Annotated in this window: 19 protein-coding genes and 1 riboswitch; of the genes, 5 read left to right on the top strand and 14 right to left on the bottom strand. The window is 52.5% G+C overall.

The annotated features are described in order from the left end of the window. Positions 1 to 55: 55 nt before the first annotated feature. From E6C60_RS17000 to E6C60_RS17025, 6 genes are all read right to left on the bottom strand, one after another. The gene (locus E6C60_RS17000) at positions 56 to 901 is read right to left on the bottom strand and encodes a MetQ/NlpA family ABC transporter substrate-binding protein (RefSeq protein ID WP_138226927.1); all 846 of its coding nucleotides are present in this window, start codon (positions 899 to 901) and stop codon (positions 56 to 58) included. Positions 902 to 950: 49 nt separating this feature from the next. Then, a complete protein-coding gene (locus E6C60_RS17005; protein WP_138226928.1) occupies positions 951 to 1,619 on the bottom strand; it encodes a methionine ABC transporter permease in 669 nt (222 codons plus the stop codon). After that, positions 1,619 to 2,638: a methionine ABC transporter ATP-binding protein gene (locus E6C60_RS17010; protein ID WP_138226929.1), complete on the bottom strand. Its 1,020-nt coding sequence runs from the start codon at positions 2,636 to 2,638 to the stop codon at positions 1,619 to 1,621. Before E6C60_RS17010 ends, E6C60_RS17005 begins: the two co-directional genes overlap by 1 nt. 116 nt (positions 2,639 to 2,754) lie before the next feature. Next, a riboswitch (SAM riboswitch) is annotated at positions 2,755 to 2,899 on the bottom strand. A gap of 118 nt (positions 2,900 to 3,017) precedes the next feature. Further along, the gene (locus E6C60_RS17015; RefSeq protein ID WP_138226930.1) at positions 3,018 to 3,737 is read right to left on the bottom strand and encodes a Cthe_2314 family HEPN domain-containing protein; all 720 of its coding nucleotides are present in this window, start codon (positions 3,735 to 3,737) and stop codon (positions 3,018 to 3,020) included. Between the two features lie 245 nt (positions 3,738 to 3,982). Beyond that, positions 3,983 to 4,951: a COX15/CtaA family protein gene (locus E6C60_RS17020; RefSeq protein WP_138226931.1), complete on the bottom strand. Its 969-nt coding sequence runs from the start codon at positions 4,949 to 4,951 to the stop codon at positions 3,983 to 3,985. Between the two features lie 170 nt (positions 4,952 to 5,121). After that, the gene (locus tag E6C60_RS17025; RefSeq protein ID WP_138226932.1) at positions 5,122 to 5,466 is read right to left on the bottom strand and encodes a thioredoxin family protein; all 345 of its coding nucleotides are present in this window, start codon (positions 5,464 to 5,466) and stop codon (positions 5,122 to 5,124) included. Positions 5,467 to 5,590: 124 nt separating this feature from the next. Here E6C60_RS17025 and E6C60_RS17030 point away from each other — a divergent pair, with 124 nt between their 5' ends. Beyond that, positions 5,591 to 6,952 (top strand): DUF2515 family protein, encoded by a 1,362-nt coding sequence (locus E6C60_RS17030; RefSeq protein ID WP_138226933.1) that lies wholly within the window; start codon positions 5,591 to 5,593, stop codon positions 6,950 to 6,952. Here the strand turns inward: E6C60_RS17030 and E6C60_RS17035 are convergent, their stop codons facing one another. From E6C60_RS17035 to E6C60_RS17060, 6 genes are all read right to left on the bottom strand, one after another. Beyond that, positions 6,953 to 8,575, bottom strand: coding sequence for a putative polysaccharide biosynthesis protein (locus E6C60_RS17035; RefSeq protein ID WP_138226934.1), 1,623 nt, complete (start codon positions 8,573 to 8,575; stop codon positions 6,953 to 6,955). It lies immediately after the preceding gene. A 28-nt stretch (positions 8,576 to 8,603) separates the two neighbouring features. Then, positions 8,604 to 9,083, bottom strand: a complete 480-nt coding sequence (locus E6C60_RS17040; protein ID WP_138226935.1) for a DUF456 domain-containing protein — start codon at positions 9,081 to 9,083, stop codon at positions 8,604 to 8,606. Positions 9,084 to 9,089: 6 nt separating this feature from the next. Continuing rightward, positions 9,090 to 9,848 (bottom strand): Cof-type HAD-IIB family hydrolase, encoded by a 759-nt coding sequence (locus E6C60_RS17045; RefSeq protein WP_138226936.1) that lies wholly within the window; start codon positions 9,846 to 9,848, stop codon positions 9,090 to 9,092. A gap of 171 nt (positions 9,849 to 10,019) precedes the next feature. Further along, a complete protein-coding gene (locus E6C60_RS17050) occupies positions 10,020 to 12,062 on the bottom strand; it encodes a peptidoglycan D,D-transpeptidase FtsI family protein (RefSeq protein WP_138227868.1) in 2,043 nt (680 codons plus the stop codon). Between the two features lie 105 nt (positions 12,063 to 12,167). Beyond that, positions 12,168 to 13,328 (bottom strand): transglutaminase domain-containing protein, encoded by a 1,161-nt coding sequence (locus E6C60_RS17055; protein ID WP_138226937.1) that lies wholly within the window; start codon positions 13,326 to 13,328, stop codon positions 12,168 to 12,170. 18 nt (positions 13,329 to 13,346) lie between these two features. Further along, positions 13,347 to 13,790 carry a hypothetical protein gene (locus tag E6C60_RS17060; protein WP_138226938.1) on the bottom strand — a complete coding sequence of 148 codons (444 nt, stop codon included), beginning with the start codon at positions 13,788 to 13,790 and terminating at the stop codon, positions 13,347 to 13,349. A gap of 185 nt (positions 13,791 to 13,975) precedes the next feature. Between E6C60_RS17060 and E6C60_RS17065 the strand changes: the two genes are divergently transcribed. From E6C60_RS17065 to E6C60_RS17070, 3 genes are all read left to right on the top strand, one after another. After that, the gene (locus E6C60_RS17065) at positions 13,976 to 15,142 is read left to right on the top strand and encodes an MFS transporter (RefSeq protein WP_138226939.1); all 1,167 of its coding nucleotides are present in this window, start codon (positions 13,976 to 13,978) and stop codon (positions 15,140 to 15,142) included. A 114-nt stretch (positions 15,143 to 15,256) separates the two neighbouring features. Further along, positions 15,257 to 15,370, top strand: a complete 114-nt coding sequence (locus E6C60_RS21620) for a sporulation protein YjcZ (RefSeq protein ID WP_397332477.1) — start codon at positions 15,257 to 15,259, stop codon at positions 15,368 to 15,370. Positions 15,371 to 15,573: 203 nt separating this feature from the next. Continuing rightward, positions 15,574 to 15,954, top strand: a complete 381-nt coding sequence (locus E6C60_RS17070) for a toprim domain-containing protein (protein ID WP_138226940.1) — start codon at positions 15,574 to 15,576, stop codon at positions 15,952 to 15,954. A gap of 42 nt (positions 15,955 to 15,996) precedes the next feature. Here the strand turns inward: E6C60_RS17070 and E6C60_RS17075 are convergent, their stop codons facing one another. Further along, positions 15,997 to 16,617 (bottom strand): SCO family protein, encoded by a 621-nt coding sequence (locus tag E6C60_RS17075; protein WP_138227869.1) that lies wholly within the window; start codon positions 16,615 to 16,617, stop codon positions 15,997 to 15,999. Between the two features lie 251 nt (positions 16,618 to 16,868). Continuing rightward, the gene (locus tag E6C60_RS17080; protein WP_138226941.1) at positions 16,869 to 17,093 is read right to left on the bottom strand and encodes an alpha/beta-type small acid-soluble spore protein; all 225 of its coding nucleotides are present in this window, start codon (positions 17,091 to 17,093) and stop codon (positions 16,869 to 16,871) included. 122 nt (positions 17,094 to 17,215) lie between these two features. On the opposite strand from E6C60_RS17080, the gene E6C60_RS21025 reads away from it, so the two are divergent. Continuing rightward, on the top strand, positions 17,216 to 17,392 hold the full coding sequence (locus E6C60_RS21025) for a hypothetical protein (RefSeq protein ID WP_175415347.1): 177 nt from the start codon (positions 17,216 to 17,218) through the stop codon (positions 17,390 to 17,392). The last annotated feature ends 55 nt before the right edge of the window (positions 17,393 to 17,447 follow it).

Here is a 17,447-nt window from a genome sequence, read left to right on the forward strand (position 1 = left end):
CCGCTGTATGCTCATTTCCATGAATTTGTTGGATCGACATCTGGCTTTTGCCGTTTTAGAATGCCGGGATAATAGATCCTTTGAACTGCTCTTCGATAAAAGTCTTCATCTCTGCCGAGGTCAGTGCCTCTGCCAGCTTCTGAATCGCTTCAGAATCCTTGTTGTCCGAGCGGGCAACAAGCAGGTTGGCATAAGGGTTATCCTTGTCCTCAATGACCAGCGCATCCTCTAGCGGATTCAAGCCCGCTTCCAGCGCATAGTTCGTATTAATGACTGCCGCATCCATCTCGTCCAGCATCCGGGGCAGCATCGCTGCATCAACCTCTTTAAACTCCAGGTTTTTCGGGTTGCCGGTAATATCCTTGGCGGTTACAGCCAGATTGCTGTCATCCTCCAGCTGAATAACACCATGCTTGGCCAGCAGAAGCAGGGCACGTCCTCCGTTTGAAGGATCGTTTGGAATGGCAATGACTGCACCGTCCTTCAGATCGTCCAAAGACTCTACCTGATTGGAGTAAGCTCCCATCGGCTCCACATGCACCGCAGTAACTGGAGCGAGATCGAAGCCGCGCTGCTCGATTTCGCCGTCCAGATACGGCTTGTGCTGAAAGAAGTTGGCATCGATTTCTTTCTGGTCGGTCTGCTGGTTAAACTGGACATAATCCGTGAATTCGATAATTTCAAGCTGAATGCCTTCTTGCTCCAGCACCGGCTTGACGTGCTCCAGAATTTGCGAGTGAGGCTGTGGCGATGCCCCTACACGCAGAGTGACGGTTTCACTTGCAGCTCCGTCTTTAGATCCGGCATCCGAGCCGGTGCTTTCTTTTTCAGTGTCTGTCCCGCAAGCCGCAAGCACCAGAAGCATAGCCAGGGTCAAGATCATTACATTCCATTTTTTCATCTCGTTATATCCTCCAATATTTATAAATTTCACTTTTTTCTGCTTATGCCTACTTCCGGGTGTAATGCCGGACGATTCGGTCGCCTGCCATCTGCAGCAGCTGTACCAGCAGAATCATCAGCACAACCGCTACGAGCATCACTTCGGTTTCATAGCGGTTATAGCCGTATTTGATCGCGAGATCCCCCAGCCCGCCGCCGCCGACAAGACCGGACATGGCGGTATAGGACACCAGAGTCACGATCGTAATGGTCACCGCCGCGATCAGGCCTGGCCTTGCCTCCGGAAGCAGCACTCTCAGCACAACCTGCTTGGTTGAGGAGCCCATTGCCTGAGCGGCCTCAATAACGCCTTTATCCACCTCGCTCAGTGCGGTTTCTACAAGCCTTGCAAAGAAAGGCGCTGCCCCGATCACCAACGGGGGAATGGTTCCAAGCACCCCATAGGATTGACCAACAATGACTTTCGTAATCGGAATCAAGGCCACGATCAGGATAATGAATGGCACGGAGCGCAAAATATTGACCACGAAGGAGAGGACACTGTGTCCTGCTCTCGCCCATCCTGACGAGGATCTTGACCACATGTACAGCATCACACCGATCGGCAGGCCGATCAGCACCGCGAACACGGAGGAAGCTAGAAGCATTCGCAGGGTGTCCAGCGTGGCTGTCAGTACTTCTTCCCAATCCACCAGGGTAAAATCCAATCCGAGCATCAGCCTGCCACCTCCACATCAAGTCCTTCTGCCTGAAGTGCCGCAATCGTGGCAGCTACCGCCTCCGTCTGGCCTTCAAATCGAACGATCAGCTGGCCATAAGGGGTTGCCTTGATCGTTGAAATCTTGCCCTGCAGGATTGCAAAAGCGACGCCGGTTTCTTTCACGGTCTGGGATAGAGTGGACTCGTAGGTTTTTGGCCCCAGAAACGTAATTTTGACTGTCTGGCTGTGGGACCCTTGAGAAGAAGCTCGCTGCTCGTACAGCGCCTCCGGAATAAATCCTTGATCCTCCCGGATAAAATCACGGGTAACCTCGTGCTTAGGTCGAAGAAACACTTCCGTGACCGGCCCCTGCTCCACAATCCCGCCCTGATGAATAACAGCAACCCGGTCACAGATGCTTTGAATAACATGCATTTCATGAGTAATGAGAACAATCGTGAGCTGAAAGCGCTCGTTGATGTCCAGCAGCAGCTTCAGGATGGAATCCGTCGTCTGCGGATCCAGTGCCGAAGTGGCCTCGTCACATAGCAGCACCTCAGGATCACTGGCCAGTGCTCGGGCGATGCCAACCCTCTGCTTCTGTCCCCCGGACAGCTGTGCGGGATATTTATTGCGGTGCGCCTCCAGACCGACAAGCGTCAGCAGCTCACTGACCTTCCGTTCAATTTCCGCCTTGGGCGTCTTGATCAGCCGAAGCGGAAACGCAATATTGTCATACACCGTCGCTGAGGAGAGCAGATTGAAATGCTGAAAGATCATTCCGATTCGGCGGCGCTCCTCCTGCAGCTGTTTTTTGCCGAGAGCTGTTAATTCGACACCGCCCACCCAGACCTCTCCCGAGGTCGGACGCTCCAGCAGATTCACGCAGCGAATCAAGGTGCTTTTCCCAGCTCCGGAATGCCCGATCACTCCAAAAATCTCGCCTTTCTGTATAGATAAATCAAGGCCTGACAAAGCGGTTGTCAACGCACCCGGTTTACCGTAATGCTTCGTAAGCTGCTTCAGCTCAATCACAGGCTGTACACTCCTTCCCTTCACTTCATTTTAACCAAAAAAAAAGAGAGCCCTATGGATTCCTCAGATGCAGAATCAAAAAAGGGCTCTCTTCGCTAACGAAAGAAAGATGCCTTGTCTCATCTGCCAAGACTGCGCTGTCGCTCAGTCTTGAAGGAATTAGCACCATGACACCTCTGATTCCCGCGGTATGCTGACCGTGACTCAGAAGTCGGTTGCCGGGCTTCATCGGGCCTGTCCCTCCGCCTCTCTCGATAAGAAAACATCGATATGAAATTATAATTTGACCGTTTTCAGAAACTATTCATGAATGCAATAGTTAGTATATGCCGTTTTCATTCTAAAGTCAAAAGGAATTTTAAGGAAAGTTAAACCCGCTTTACGCCTTCATTCCTCTTTCAGACCAGAGCTTATTGGTGTAGTGATAGGACGCAGCCAGTGTCTTGCACACCATATCCAGCCCCTGTTTCAGATCATCCAGATGCTGATCCAGATCCTCCAGCTCCACCTTGTCGTTGAGACCCTTATGGCGCTGCCACAGATCATCCTGCATTTCCGAATTCATGTAATGCACCTCGGCGTTACGGCGTTTGCGAAGCACGGACATCGGATTGCGATAGCTGTCCTTGATGGCTTCCAGCTCTCGGGATAAATCCTCATGGGTTTTCAAATATTTAAACTGCCGCAGCACCGTAAAATAACTGAAATGCGCCTTAACCTTAGACGTATTGAGATCATAAAGGTCATTCAGCACGGTTCCGAGCTTGTCGAGAATGGAGAAGACCCGGATAAATGCATTTTTGTAAAAGTAAACGTAACGGCCGTACTCTCCCTGCTCCTGAATGGACAGCTCATCGACATATCCTGCCTTAACCGATTTACGAAAATGTCCTGCTGCAAAGCAGCTTTGCTCCAGCTCATCCAGGGACACAATCAAGCCGCGCGTCCAAATCTCCAGCTTGCGGAAATCATGCGTGGGGTCTTGGTTCTTGTCAATTTCCTTCTGCAGAAGCTGTGTGGTTGTTACCATGGTTTCTATCGCATCTTCCATGAGCCCGTGATTAAGTCTAGGCTCCTCCCCAAGCAGTATTCGAAGCATGGCGTAACCTCCCTACGTTCAAGTTCAAGTTCATATAAGACGCGGCAGCTGGCGTATCGAGCGATGTTTTATTAAATATAAACAGATCTCTGGAGGAACTAAACCACTGCAGAGAGGATATGGAGCCCCACCTTTAAAATGTCCTTAAGGGGTCCCTGTTCATTCGTAAGGTGAACAAGCAAGCCCCCGAGGAGCTCGAGGACTTGTCGTATTGATTATTGGGTACCGTGCATGTGTTCTACATCTTATGAGGCTGCCGTTGCAAGCTGTTGATCTGCCTTCTGGGCAGGACGTGACCGGCTCAGCTGCCACACCCGGACACTAAGGTAGGCCAGAACCCCGAAGAGCGCTGAGATGAGCAAGGTATGACCCAAAGCGGCAAAAATGTACAGCTCCTCATTCTGCATCGTAGACATCAGCACTCCGCCGCTCAGCACCTGTAGCAGGCACAGCACTAAGGCCGCAACGCCCAGCATTTGAATTTCTTTATTATTGCGGTGACGCCAAAAAGCGAAATGCGCCATCACTGCAATGGTCAGCAGCAGCAATGCCGCCGCTACGCGGTGCATAAAGGCAATGCCAACGCCGCCTGAAAGCTCCGGGATAAGCTCTCCGTTACACAGCGGCCACCCGGAGCAGCCTTCCCTGGATTCCGTATGGCTTACAAATGCCCCTATGTACACTACCACGTAGGAGTACACTGCAGTTGCCCATACCAGATTCCGAAACCTCTTGCTGACCTGCGGCAATGGCTCGGAATCTTTCGTATCACCTTCATGCTCCAGCCGCCGCATAGCCAAGGCCAGCATCACCGAGCTTGCGAACGCAATGAGAGAAAACCCGAAATGCAGTGCCATCACAGCCGCTGATTGCGGAGACATTACGGCCATTGCGCCCATAATAGCCTGCAGGATGACAAAGACGGAGGTTAGCCCCACGTACGCCAGCAGATCCCGGCGATGCCGCTTGTAGCGAACGAAGGCAAGCAGAGAAGCCAGCGCTGACAAGCCAGCCAGTCCACTAATCAGGCGGTGCGAGTATTCAATCATAGAAGCCAGGGTGTAAGCGGGAACAAATTTCCCATTGCATAACGGCCATTCCTGCCCACAGCCCAAGCCTGAGTCTGTCTTCGTGACCACCATTCCGCCAAAGGTCGCCAGAAACATAACGAGGCACGTTATATAACTGAGCCATTTCAACTGTTTATTATTCAAAATTATTCACCTGCTGCCTTATATTTCGTATTCTGAGCATGAAGTTTCCCCACGCCATCTATATTATAGCGGATCATGGCGCTGGGGTCATGGCTTGTTTGTGACAAAATGTTCAAAAATAAAGCACTATCTCCTCTTTACAAGGAAATAGTGCTCTATTCGTATCTCATTTACTTGTGGATCGTGTTGTATACCTCCAGGGCGCGCTGCAGGAAGGCTTCAATCTCTTCACGGGACTTGCGGAGCTTGTTCACGAACCGAACCAGTTCACGGCCATCCGTGTAAGCCACAAAGCTCGGGATGCCCAGGATATTCTGCTCCTGACTGACATCCCCCACCTGATCCACATCAACCTCTACCAGTGTCAGGCGGTCGCTGTATTGGGCTTCCAGGTCCGGCATGAAGGGATCGATAAATTTGCAGTCACCGCACCAGTCTGCCTTGAAAACAGCAATGGTCAGTCTTGGGGGCTGGATCGCAACTTGAAACTCAGCTTTTGACGTGATTTTTTCCATAGGTAACTCCCCTTTTCCTGTGAATTCCTCTCTCCACAATAGTGAAGCAAATGTCAGAGTGGAAGTCAAATTTTGCGAGCATACTACATGGGTACTCAAGAACACTGCGAAAGAAGGTCATGGTATGCCACAGCAGCGGAGACAGCGGACAGGCTCCCTTTGGTCGATGCTGAGCGCCCTGCCTCATGCCGCTTCCGAGGCTGTCAGCGGCTTAGCCGCATCCTGGCACAACTCCGGCGAGCTTCGCAGGAGCAAGCTTCCTCTGGATTGGAACGAGGGAAGCGTCAGGAGCATCCTGTGTATTCTCGACCGCACGGCTGAGGGCTGCCGGAGGGAACGCGACGCCCGTCATTCAAGGTTTCAGGCCGGAGTCGATGCTCCGCTGCCGGGCAGCAAAGCAGAGGACCTCGTTACGGCGGATCATCTGCTCATTCAGCGGATTCAGGAGATGACTGCCGATCGGAACCGAAGCAATGTAACACGCACGCAGGCTTATCTAGAGATCTATCTGGAATTTCCGGAGCTGCACTGGGCTCTGCTGGCCCATCTGGTTTCAAGAAATGCCGGCTGGAATATGACGGATCTGAAGGGCGGGCTCATGTCTGATTTGACCGATGCCGCGTTCAAGCTGAACATGTACCGATTTCTGGAGCGGTGCAACGCGCTTATTTTTCAAGATGCCTATCCGCAGCTGCTGTTGTATAAATATAGCCGTGAACAGAAGCGGAGCTGCTTTCACCTGCTGCCCTGGTTTCATGTTTCGGCCTTCATGACGCCGTTTTGGGAACGGTTCTGGATCGAACGCAGCAGCGGAGTGCTCAGTGTTGCCCTGATCATCAATGAGCAGAACTACATCGAAGGACGGGTGGTCTCCCATCCTTTTTACCGTGAGCAGGTACTTCAGCATCCCTACCTCAAAATTCATGAGTGGACCCGCCTGAATCAGATTCTGTTTCCACTGGGAGACAGTCGCTGCCGCCATGAGCTGTACAAAGAGTCCATTCTTCCCCTGCGCCCTTTAATCGGCCTGACCGTGCAGCATTTTGCCGACCCGTCCTCGCGGATCAAGATCGGCAAATCTCTATACGGCATGCTGTTCGGATATAAGCGTGTGCTGGAAGGTGCCTTGCATTTCGTCAACTGCACCCCGCACCTGGGTTCTAGGGAAGAGTATTGGCCTGCTCTATTCACATATCAGGCTGAGGGCTCCATGGATGCCCCTGATGAAAGCCAGGCTCTGCTCCAGTCCGAGTGGCTGCCGGACGGGCAGCGGCTCTACAGCCCGCGGCTGCTTCAGGTGTGGGAAGACCTGGAGTACGAAAGCATTCCCCGTTATGACTGGTATCAGCAGCCGGATATGCTGCGTCATGTCAGCAAGCCGTCACTGCCCTATTTTGTAGATATGACCCACCGCCACCGTTCTTCGCTGGAGCGGACCTCCATGGCCCATGACGCTGGCCGGTGGCTGAAAGGTCCAAATACCTGATCAGCCTTTCTGGCGGAATGCAGAAGGCGCAAGCCGCATCAACGGACGCAGTACTTTTTGAAGCACGCGTGGATACCCCTTGAGCTCAGCCTGCCGCACAACCCCGAGAATGATCAAGAGCAGCAGGTACAGTGCACCTACCACGATGCCAACAATTGCGCACACAATCAAAAAGGCCAAGCGGTCAGGCATCACATTCACCAGCTGGCGGCTAAACCCTTCCGTACCGTAGCCGGCGCCAAAAGCGATCAGCACAGTCATGCCAAAGGCGATCCAGCGGGTGCCGAGAATGGAGAATGAGACAATGCTCTTGATGGTACGCACATTCAGAATCGTGATCACCAAGAAGCAGAGCGCCGTAGCTGCAATGATGCCGTAAATACCGAGCAGCGGCGATAACAGATAGCTGCCGGCCAGCTTTACCAGCAGGCCGACGATGACGTGCTTGACTGTGATTTTTGCTTTGCCGGTTCCCAGCAGAATGGAGCCCGAGGTAACCATCGTAATCTGAAAAATCGTAGTCAGCGTAAGCATCATAATAATACCGGTGCCCTCGATGGAGCTAAACAGCAATCCATTCAGGGAATAAGCGGCGGCGGCAAGAACCAGCACGACCGGCATTCCGGACAGAATCGCTACCCGCAGCGCCAGCGTAACCTGATGCTGCAGATGCTGCTCGTCTTTTCGGGCATAGGCAGCCGAAATAATCGGAATCAGTGATTGCGCCAGCGCGACTGCCAGGATGGGCGGGATTCCGGCAATGCTTTGAGCCCGCGTGCCTAGCACGGCCAGGGCTGCTGTAGCTTCCTCCGGGCCAATGACTCCGTTTAGCAGCGGCTTGACCAGTGAGGTATCGAGAAAGTTCACCGAGGGCACCGTCACGGAGGACAGCACAATCGGAATGGAAAGCGTAAATATCGCTTTATAGATCGTTCCCAGCGGAATGGTGGTGTCTGCGGCCAGCTCATGATTCAGCTTATCCTGACGGCGCAGCCGCAGAGCAAAGGCCAGCATGACGGCAAAGGCTGCCAGGCTGCCGAGCACGCCGCCAAAGGTAGCACCCGCGGCAGCAAGCGGATCATTATAGCCAAAGTGAATCAATATGTATGCGAGTCCGATGCCCGTCACCACTCTGGCGATCTGCTCTACAATTTGCGAAATTCCACCGGGCGTCATAAAGTTGCGGCCCTGAAAATACCCCCGCATCATCGCAATCGTCGGAAACAGCAGCAATGCCGGAGCAAGTGCCTGGATCGCTGCAGTTGCCTCCGGCAGCTTCGTCAGTCGGGCGTAATATGGCGCGAAGAAAAAGAGCAGCAGCGTAATGACGACCCCGACCCCGGCGGAGAAATACAGTGCAGCCTGATAGACCCGCTTGGCTTCTGCCGGGCGGTTCATCGCGTAGCGTTCGGATACCATCTTGCTCAGCGTGCTCGGCACGCCGGCGGTCGCTAAAGCGAGCAGAATCAAATAAATGTTGTTCGCACTTGCAAATGCAGATTGGCCGATATCATCCAGCAGGTGCTCCAGCGGAATCCGCTGCGCGATGCCGAGCACCCTTGCCACCAAGGCAGCCGCTGCCAGAATAATCGTCCCTTTAATAAAGCTGTCTTTTGCCAAAATAGCACCCTTCTTTCTTCCTCACGGCGTATCAAAAAACCCAAATAAAAAATATGACAATCATGGCCAGCTGTAAAATAACTTTGACCACAATGCTGCTAAACAGACCCAGCACCGACCCTGCCCCAACCTTCATCGCTTTGCCCGGTCCCGAGCCAGCAAGCATCTCTCCAATCAGCGCACCGATAAAGGGTCCGATGATCAGGCCGAAAGCCGGGATGACGAACGGACCGATGATCAGGCCAATCGTACTGCCCCAAATGGAGGCTTTAGAGCCGCCCAGCCTTTTGACGCCCCAGGCATTGACGGCGTAATCCGCCACGAACAGCACGAGCAGAATCAGCGTTTGAATGACCCAGAACCATACGGTGTAATGCTGAAATGTGAAGAACCAGCCATATACGAACAGTGCCAAATAAATGGCGACCACACCCGGCAAAATAGGGTATACGGCCCCCGCCATGCCGACGGCAAACAAGGCAATTACCAGAATCCAGCCTAACACATCCATCTGATCTCACTCCTGTCTCAGGATAACATCTCGGATCACCTCAGCGATGCCGTCCTCATTATTACCCGCAACCACGAGATCCGCTTCATCCTTCACCGTCTGCTGGGCATTGCCCATGGCTACACCGAGCCCCGCCGCCTGGATAGCGGCCAGGTCATTCAGGCTGTCTCCACAGGCGACCACCTGCGACATGTCCAGCCCCAGCAGGTGACACACCTTCTTGATCCCCTCGGCCTTGTTTACACCCAGCGGATTGATCTCCAGATTGAACGGTGATGAGTTGGTAATTTCCAGGCCGCCCATATCCTGCAATGTCATTAAAATATGATGGCGGACCTCCTCGTCCTCCGTGTAATATCCGAACTTCAGCCATTCCTGCTCCTCTAAAGTTTGGTGCAGAGCCTCACTCCAGCTGTCCCGGTTATACACCTGTTCTACCGTATAGGCCCAATACCAGGCACCGGTCTTCATAGCCAAGGCATGCATCTGTCGGACCAGACTGACATCCATCAGCGAGCGGTGGTACAGATCGTAGGGAGCTTTCCAGATTTCACTTCCGTTGACCGTCACCATCGGTGTGGCGAGCTCCAGCTGCTGTGCATAGGGATAAGCGCTTTTGAAGGCTCTGCCGGTAGACAGGCAGACATGCACGCCCTGCCGGACCGCTTCCTTAATCCACTTTACCGTTTCCCTCGAAATCTCATGCTCATCCGTCAGCAGCGTCCCGTCCATATCCAATGCCAGCAGCCGGTACTTTAAACTCATATGACCGCTCCTTTCCGCAAATAGCTTCCTTCCTTGCTTCAACATAAGGACATTTTATCACAAACCCGAGCCTCTCTTGCAAATGACACCCCGTGCATCGCACAGGAACATAGCAAAAAAGGACCCCTGCCCATCGCTGAGCAAGAATCCTCTTATGCGGGTAAAGGGATGCTACTCCGCGACTTCCTGCGGATTTCCCTCTGCCGCTGCTGCTCCTTCTTCCTGCGGCTCTTCTGCCGCTTCACCTTCTCCCTCGGTCCCCTCCACTTTGGGATGCGGGGTGCCGTCCAGGCCATAAACCTCATCGTAGGCGTCAAAAATTTTGCGAGCGATAGGTGCAGCGCTGTAGGATCCGAAGCCGCCTTCCGGAACGATGACAGCCACCGCGAGCTTCGGCTTGTCTCTAGGGGCAAAGGCCACAAAGACACCGTTGTCTGTAAACTTAGCCTCGCCGTTCTCTTTTATGGACATCTCCGAGGTTCCTGTCTTGCGGGCAAAATCATAACCAAAGCCCTCAAAGGAGGAAAGCCCCTGCGTATTCATGCCTTTAATAACTTCATCCCAGTGCTTATCCTCGAATTCGACGGTATTCAGTACCTGCCGCTTGAAGGTTTGAATGACCTGCCCGTCCTGATTCTCGATCTTCAGCGCTATTTGCGGCTTGATGCGCTCTCCCTTATTAGCAATAGTAGCTGTATACTGTGCCAGCTGCAGCGTTGTATACCCTCCGGACTGTCCGAAGGAGGCGAAAGACAGAGCCGCCATCGCACTGCCGGCCTGTTCGATGTTATCGTAATCGATCTTGCCAAGAAACTCTTTAGGCAGGCCGGACTGTGTGGAGACGCCCAGTCCAAACTGCTTCATATAATTATCCCAGACCTCTATTCCCGAAGCGCCGTACTTATTAAACAGCTTCTCTCCGACCATATCAATCATGAAGGCGTTAGAAGACTTCTCGATAGCGACCGCTCCGTTAATCGAACCCAGCACCTTGCTAAGAGAGTTTCTGACCTTACGTTCATCCTTGCCGATTTGAGCATAGCCTTGATCGTAATAATAATCGTTGGCAGCAAACAAGCCTTCTTGCAGGCCGATTAGTACACTGAGCGGCTTAATCGTAGAGCCTAGCCAAGGAACGGAATCCAGACCGTTCTTGGAACGCCCGCTGCCGTAAGGGGTAATAGTCCCGTTCTGGTAATGAGCTATCACATGGTCCCAGTCCTGGGTTCCGTCCTTCCATACATTCGGATCATAGTCAGGTATACTGGCCATGGCTACAATGTTTCCCGTATCGACTTCCATGGCCACAGCATAGCCTGTCTGGGCCTCCGGATGCGTCTCACCGGAGAACGGCGTCGTGCGAAGCCATTTTAACTGATCTACAATCGCCTGCTCCGCCTCCATTTGAATATCCTTATGGATGGTGGTGTACACATTATACCCCTTCTCCGGCGGCATCAGTGACGGCACACCGTCAATCATATTCTGGGGATTGATCGGTATGCTCATATAGCCGCTTTTGCCGCGGAGCGCATCCTGAAACATCAGCTCGAGTCCGTCGACACCGACGAGCTCGGATTCCATATAGGTGAGCCCTGGTTCCCGATCACTGTTCTTCTTGTCGATCGCTGCATATTTATCCAGGCTTTTCTGACCACTGAACTTTTTGAGGTAGCCGACAGCCTGCACCGCAACCGTATCGGTGTCATAGTAGCGGACATTCTCCTCTACAATTTCCACCCCCGGAAATTGCTGCTTGTTCTCAATAAAGAACGCAACCTCTTTGTCCGTCAAGTCACCCTTGATACGGCGGGGCTCGTAACCATGCTGCCGGTTCGACTCCAGATCGAGCAGAGCGATGACCTCCTCCACCGTCAGCTTGGCATCCGGCTCGCCATGCTTGTTGAATGCCTCTACCATTTGTTCTGCGAACGCCTCGATTTCCGGACGATTCTTTTCTCCGGCAGGAGAGTTCTTGTTATAGTTTTTGAGGAGCGTGACGTACAGGGCATTGGATGGCTTGGAGTAAGCAATCGGCGTGCCGGCTGCATCCAGAATGCTGCCCCGGATCGGATTGAGCGGGTAATTTTTCGTTCGTCCCCCCGTCTCCTGCTGGGTCAGCTCCGGCCCCTCGACAAATTGTAAAAATGCAAGGCGTACAATGATGACGCTGAAAATAATAAAAGTGCTGAAGAAAAAAATGTTGATGCGCATGTTAAATTGACGCCCTGCATTTTCCTCTTCCTCTCTGCGCTTTGGGTCCCGTTTAAAAAGCCCCACCTTTGCTCTCACCCCTTTGTTTGCTGTAGCCTGTGTTCTTTAGAACACTTCCTCCTTGATATGCGTTTCGGAGAAACGCGGAGGGTTAAACCAATCTCCGCTCGGTGCCCAGGTTGGATCCAGCGGCACCCACTTGTCCTGCTCTGACAAATACACCTCGTTCCAGGCATGCGGGCCAAAGCCGCCTTCTCCGTTGTAGCCTCCCCCGGTCACTACGCGGACTTGTAGCTCCTGCGAACGGGCCATCATCGCGTAGAGGCGGGCATAGTCTATGCATACGCCCAGGCGCGTGTCATACGTATCCTGAGGGGTCTGCTCTTTCCAGATCCGCTGCTGTTCATACATCTCAACCTTATCATAATCATAGGATATTCTCGTGCCTACCCAGTCATAAATCATCCTGGCCTTCTCTTCATCCGTGACTGCGTCCTCAGTGATGTAAGCTGCCGTCTGTTCAATGCCTTCAGGGATAGCATGATCGATGACCTCGTACTTCTTCTGCATAATACCGTTCAGCTCTTTCTGAACGGACTGCTTAAACACCGGAAGCTGACGCTGCACCAGGGAGCCGGACAATGGCTCAATGACTGCCTGCGCACCTTGCTTATACAGCGGCGAAGCCTCTACATAGCGGCTGAACTCGCTGGCCGGGTTCAGGCTGACGCAAATAAATAACAGGGCAATAATAATCATTCCGCGCGCCGCCCCCAGCAGGACCCCGATTAACGCTCCCGCCGAGCGGCTGATCAGGGAGGACGAGCCCTCTTTGTTGCGGGTGTTCTCTCTGCCTGATGACGACAAGCCTCCAATGGTTAAGGCTGCCAGCAGGCGCAGCAAAGATAGAATGATGCCGTAGCTTATGATGAACAGAACCGCAAACCGCAGCAGCGGAAAGCTCGCCAGAGAATGCACGGCTGTAAACCAGATCTGCTCCCAGAAGCTGAGCTCCCTTGCCGGCATGCGTTCAGCCAGATCCTGCAGCCAGGCTGCGGCCTGAGGAGATACAGACAGGGTAAACAGAACCGAGATTCCCAGGCCCACGACACGCATTAGCGTATCTCCCAGAAAAAAAGCCAGCCTGCCTGCTGATCGCGACGCTCCCCGGTTCCAGCCCTGCACCAGAGAGAAGACAGCAATGAGCAGCAGCAAAATCGTAACGGCATTGCCTTCCCGCAGACTGTCACTCCAAGCCGAAAGCATATCCTTCCTCCTTCTGCCTCATTCTGTGCTGTTTAATTTCGATTGAACGATGTACTCCTGGATGCTTTGATTCACGTCCCAGGTTCCCACAGGCACTCCCCGAAAGGTCACCTCGACCTCATTTGCACCGCTTTCTCCCTTCAGCTCCAGATTCGGGGATTTGATGCTGTAGGTGCCGTCCTTGTTCGATGTATATTGTGCTTCCTTCGCTTCTTTCATCATCAGCGTCATGGCCTCGGCTTTGACCGTATCCACGGTCTCATTCTTGACCGTACTCACGACCTCCCCGATTCGATCCAGCGATATTCCGCTGTAAATCAAGAGCCCGCCAGCAATCAAAATCACAAGCAGCCATTTCACCATGGTCTTGACTACATTCACTACAATCAGAAGCACAATCAAGCCAATCGCAATAATTAGCCAGTTCTGCTCTAGAAATTCAAGCCACACTTGTGTATCCAACCCTCTCACTCCTATCGGTATGCCCGTAATCTTCCTATGAGCCGTACTTATGTTAGTATACATGATTGCCTCCCTCTCTGTCAGCCAGACACAGGGAACGGCGAGGGAGGCATAAGCCTGGACATTTCCGCGTACAAGTAGTACAGCTTGGTTTTTTATTCCCTGCGGCTTGGAGGTGCCTCAATGTGAAAACGGCCCTGTGGCTATATCTGTTTCTGTTCCTGGCTTATTTCGATCTTCATGCCCAGCATCCGGTGCTGACACCTTTTGCCCTGTCATTGCGAGCGGCACCGGCTTTCATCGGCTGGATGATGGGCATTTATGCACTCACTCACCTGCCCGGCAACCTCTTGGCGGGCAGCCTGATTGATCGCCATGGCAGCCGGCGCTACATTATTTTCAGCTTGACGGCAGCGGGAATCATTCTTCTGTTTCAGGCTCATGTCCAGCTGCCCTGGCAGCTGCTGCTGCTGCGGTCGATCAGCGGCTTTGTGCTTGCTTTTCTGTCGCCAGCCTGTCTGGCACTCCTTGCCTCGTTATCCGTGAATCCCGTAACCCAGGGGAAATATATGTCCGGGCACGGGGTCGTCCATACGCTCGCCTCTGTGCTTTCTCCTGCTGCCGGGGCCATCATCGTCGCCCAAAGCGGATATAGCGGTACCTTCGTGGGTCTCGGGTGGCTGCTTATTTTTACAGGTGTAATCGCCTTTCTGACTGTGCCGCGTCCTGCCCGGCTCCCGACGAAAGCACGTCTACCGCAGAAAGTGACCGCAAAGGCCGAGCCGCTGCCGCAGGAAAGCTTTCCCTTCAGCCTCCGCCTGTACATGGTTCCATTTACCATTGCCTGCTGCCAGGGAATGCTCTTCTTTGAAATCTCGCTGCGTTCCGGCGGGCATGCCAGCATTCTGTCCACCGGGATTTTATTCTCCGCCGTCAGCCTGGGCGCACTAGTGACACTCAGCATGCTGTTTCTGAACCAATATTCCCCCGGCAAAAGAGTGGCCGTCGCCATGTTCATCCTGGCGCTTTGCTTCTACGCGCTGGCCGCCGCGCATACACTGCCGCTTATTGGCATCCTGCTAGTGCTGGGGATGGCCAAGGGACTTCTGTTCCCAGCCCTTTCCTCTCTGTTTATTGAACGCAGCGGAGGAGCAGCGCTTGGCAGGGTGTTCTCTTATCAATCCATTGCCATGTCGATTGGCTCCTTCGCAGGACCTGTGGCAGCCGGACAGCTCCGGGGACATACTTCTCCTTACTTTATAGCCTTTCTGCTGTTAATGGCTGCTTTGATCGGTTTATTAACCGGCAAACAGAATTCTGCCAAAGTCATGCCCTCGGGGATACAGCTGTAGCTTCTTCTTGCTTTATTAGGCTGGAGCACAGTCGCCTCAGCGCCTTGTTCATACTATAAAGTACAGCTCATAACTACTACCATGATTACGAACCGAATGAAGGGGTGAAACAAAATGAGTCACGTCAACAAAGCAGCTGCTTATTGCGGCGGTGTCGGTACTTCTGTCGGCATGATCCTGGTGCTCTACATCCTCTTGGTCATCATCTTGAGCGGTCTGTTCTACTAAGCTGATCCTAAGCTTTATGGAGGCCTCTGCTTCATCAACAGAACGGTAGTCATGCTTTGCAGGCTGTCCCCCTGGGGGCAGCCTTTCATGCTGCCTTTTTTGCATTAAAAACAGGCAGAACGTTACAATATACATATATCGTTCATTTCCCGGGGAATGTGTGTTTCCATTTTCTTGCCAAATAATCATTGGAGGTGGATGCCTTGCCGATTTTCATTATTGTAGAGGGGAAGAACGACCGGAGCCGGCTTCGCCGCCTTCTGACACCGGAGATTGAAATTGTATGCACCTTTGGCACCCTGAATACAACCAGGCTTGAAACCCTTCACAAGCAAATTCGTCATGAGGACGTATACCTGTTTATGGATAATGACAGCTCCGGCAAAAAAATTCGCGGCATACTTAGGGATTCCTTCCCCGATGCTGAGCATATTTATACCCGCAGAGGTTATGCCGGTGTAGAGGGGACTCCCGATGAGTACCTGGTTGCCCAGCTGGAGAAGGCGGGTCTTGAAGAGTATATTGTATATCCTCCCGAGATGCTGCCCGGTAATTCGTGGGACAGCCAGCATGATTCCCATTAAGAGAAAAAGGACGATCCTCTAAAGGAACCGTCCTTTTATCATTTATTGAACGAGGCTCTTGAGATCCTTAACGATGTCCTCCACCTTGACCTGCATAGGATCAGTGGCGTCGTACAGCTTGCGGATATTGTGATCTCCATCGACCAGAGCAATGCGGTTACCATGAGAAAAATTACTCGTTTCGTTCCCGATTAACGGTATTTTGAACGAGCCCTGCATCAGATCCCGCGTTTCCTCCTGGTCGCCGCGCAGGAAATACCAGCCACTGTAATCAGCGAAGAACTGATCACCGAAGGCTTTGATTTTTTCGGGGGTATCGGTCTCGGGATCGAAGGAGAAGGACAGAATTGCAGCTTTCTCTCCAAACAAGCCCTCCTCCTTCTTCAGCTCATTCTGAACCTGAGATAACACCATGGTGGTTGGGGGACATACGTCCGGGCAGCTGGTGAAGTAAAAATACATCAGCCTCACCTTACCCTTCGTATCATCCAGCGTCACCGTCGATCCGTCCACATTCTCCATCTGGAAGTCGGCTACCTGCCCCATCACCGGCAGCTTGCTTTTTCCAATACCTAGAGTACTGAACAATAAAGCCCCTGCCGCAATTAGACAGACAGCTAGAATAAGCCAGGTCCATTTATATTTCTGAAGCAAATTCGACATCATGTGCTCTCCTTAATAGTTAAAGTGACAATATGTACGGATTAAAGTGTACCATAACGGAGGCAGCCTGTGGCAGGAAAAACAGTCCGGCGGACAAACTTCCTATGACAATTTCGTGACATCTTTTATACGCTTTCGTCCTTGACGGAACGTTTCTATTACGGCACAATTTGTCTAGGCAGCCCAATTTAGCGGGCAGCAAAAAACCCGAAGCGTGACGCTTCGGGCGGTATGCACAAGTCCTGATAAAGTTACTGACTGCTGCGTCCGGAAAGCGATTGCTCTGCCAATTGGACGAGGCGCTTGGTGATATATCCTCCCAAAGAACCAGTCTCACGGGATGTGTAATGACCCATGTAGCCGTCTTGTGGAATTGTGACGCCCAGCTCTTGCGCGGCCTCCATCTTCAGCTGCTGCAAGGCTGCGCTCGCTTGGGGAACAACCAGATTATTACTGCGGGATCCTCTTTGTGCCATGTTGTACATATCTCCCTTCAATGATGTCTGTGTCTTTTGCAAGCTTGCAAGCTTATTATGTCTCGCTCTTCGCAGCATTATACGGGAAATTCACATTATTATTTATAGGGAGGTCATAGGATATGGGAAAGGGATTGTCGCTGTGGTTTGCATCTTCCTCCATCGTTCTGATGGCTGCCGCCTCCATTATGCTCAGTCATAATATATGGGCTGCACTAGGCTTAGGGGTGCTGACCATCCTGAACATTGGATGGGGCTTTATCGTCAAAGCAAGATTGCGCCGGTCCGGCAAAGAGTAATCCTCCAGCCGTGCATTTGGGCTTCCGCCATTTCTAACGAATCTGTTATGATGGA

This window comes from Paenibacillus algicola (assembly GCF_005577435.1).
Classification (GTDB): Bacteria; Bacillota; Bacilli; order Paenibacillales; family Paenibacillaceae; genus Paenibacillus_AQ; species Paenibacillus_AQ algicola.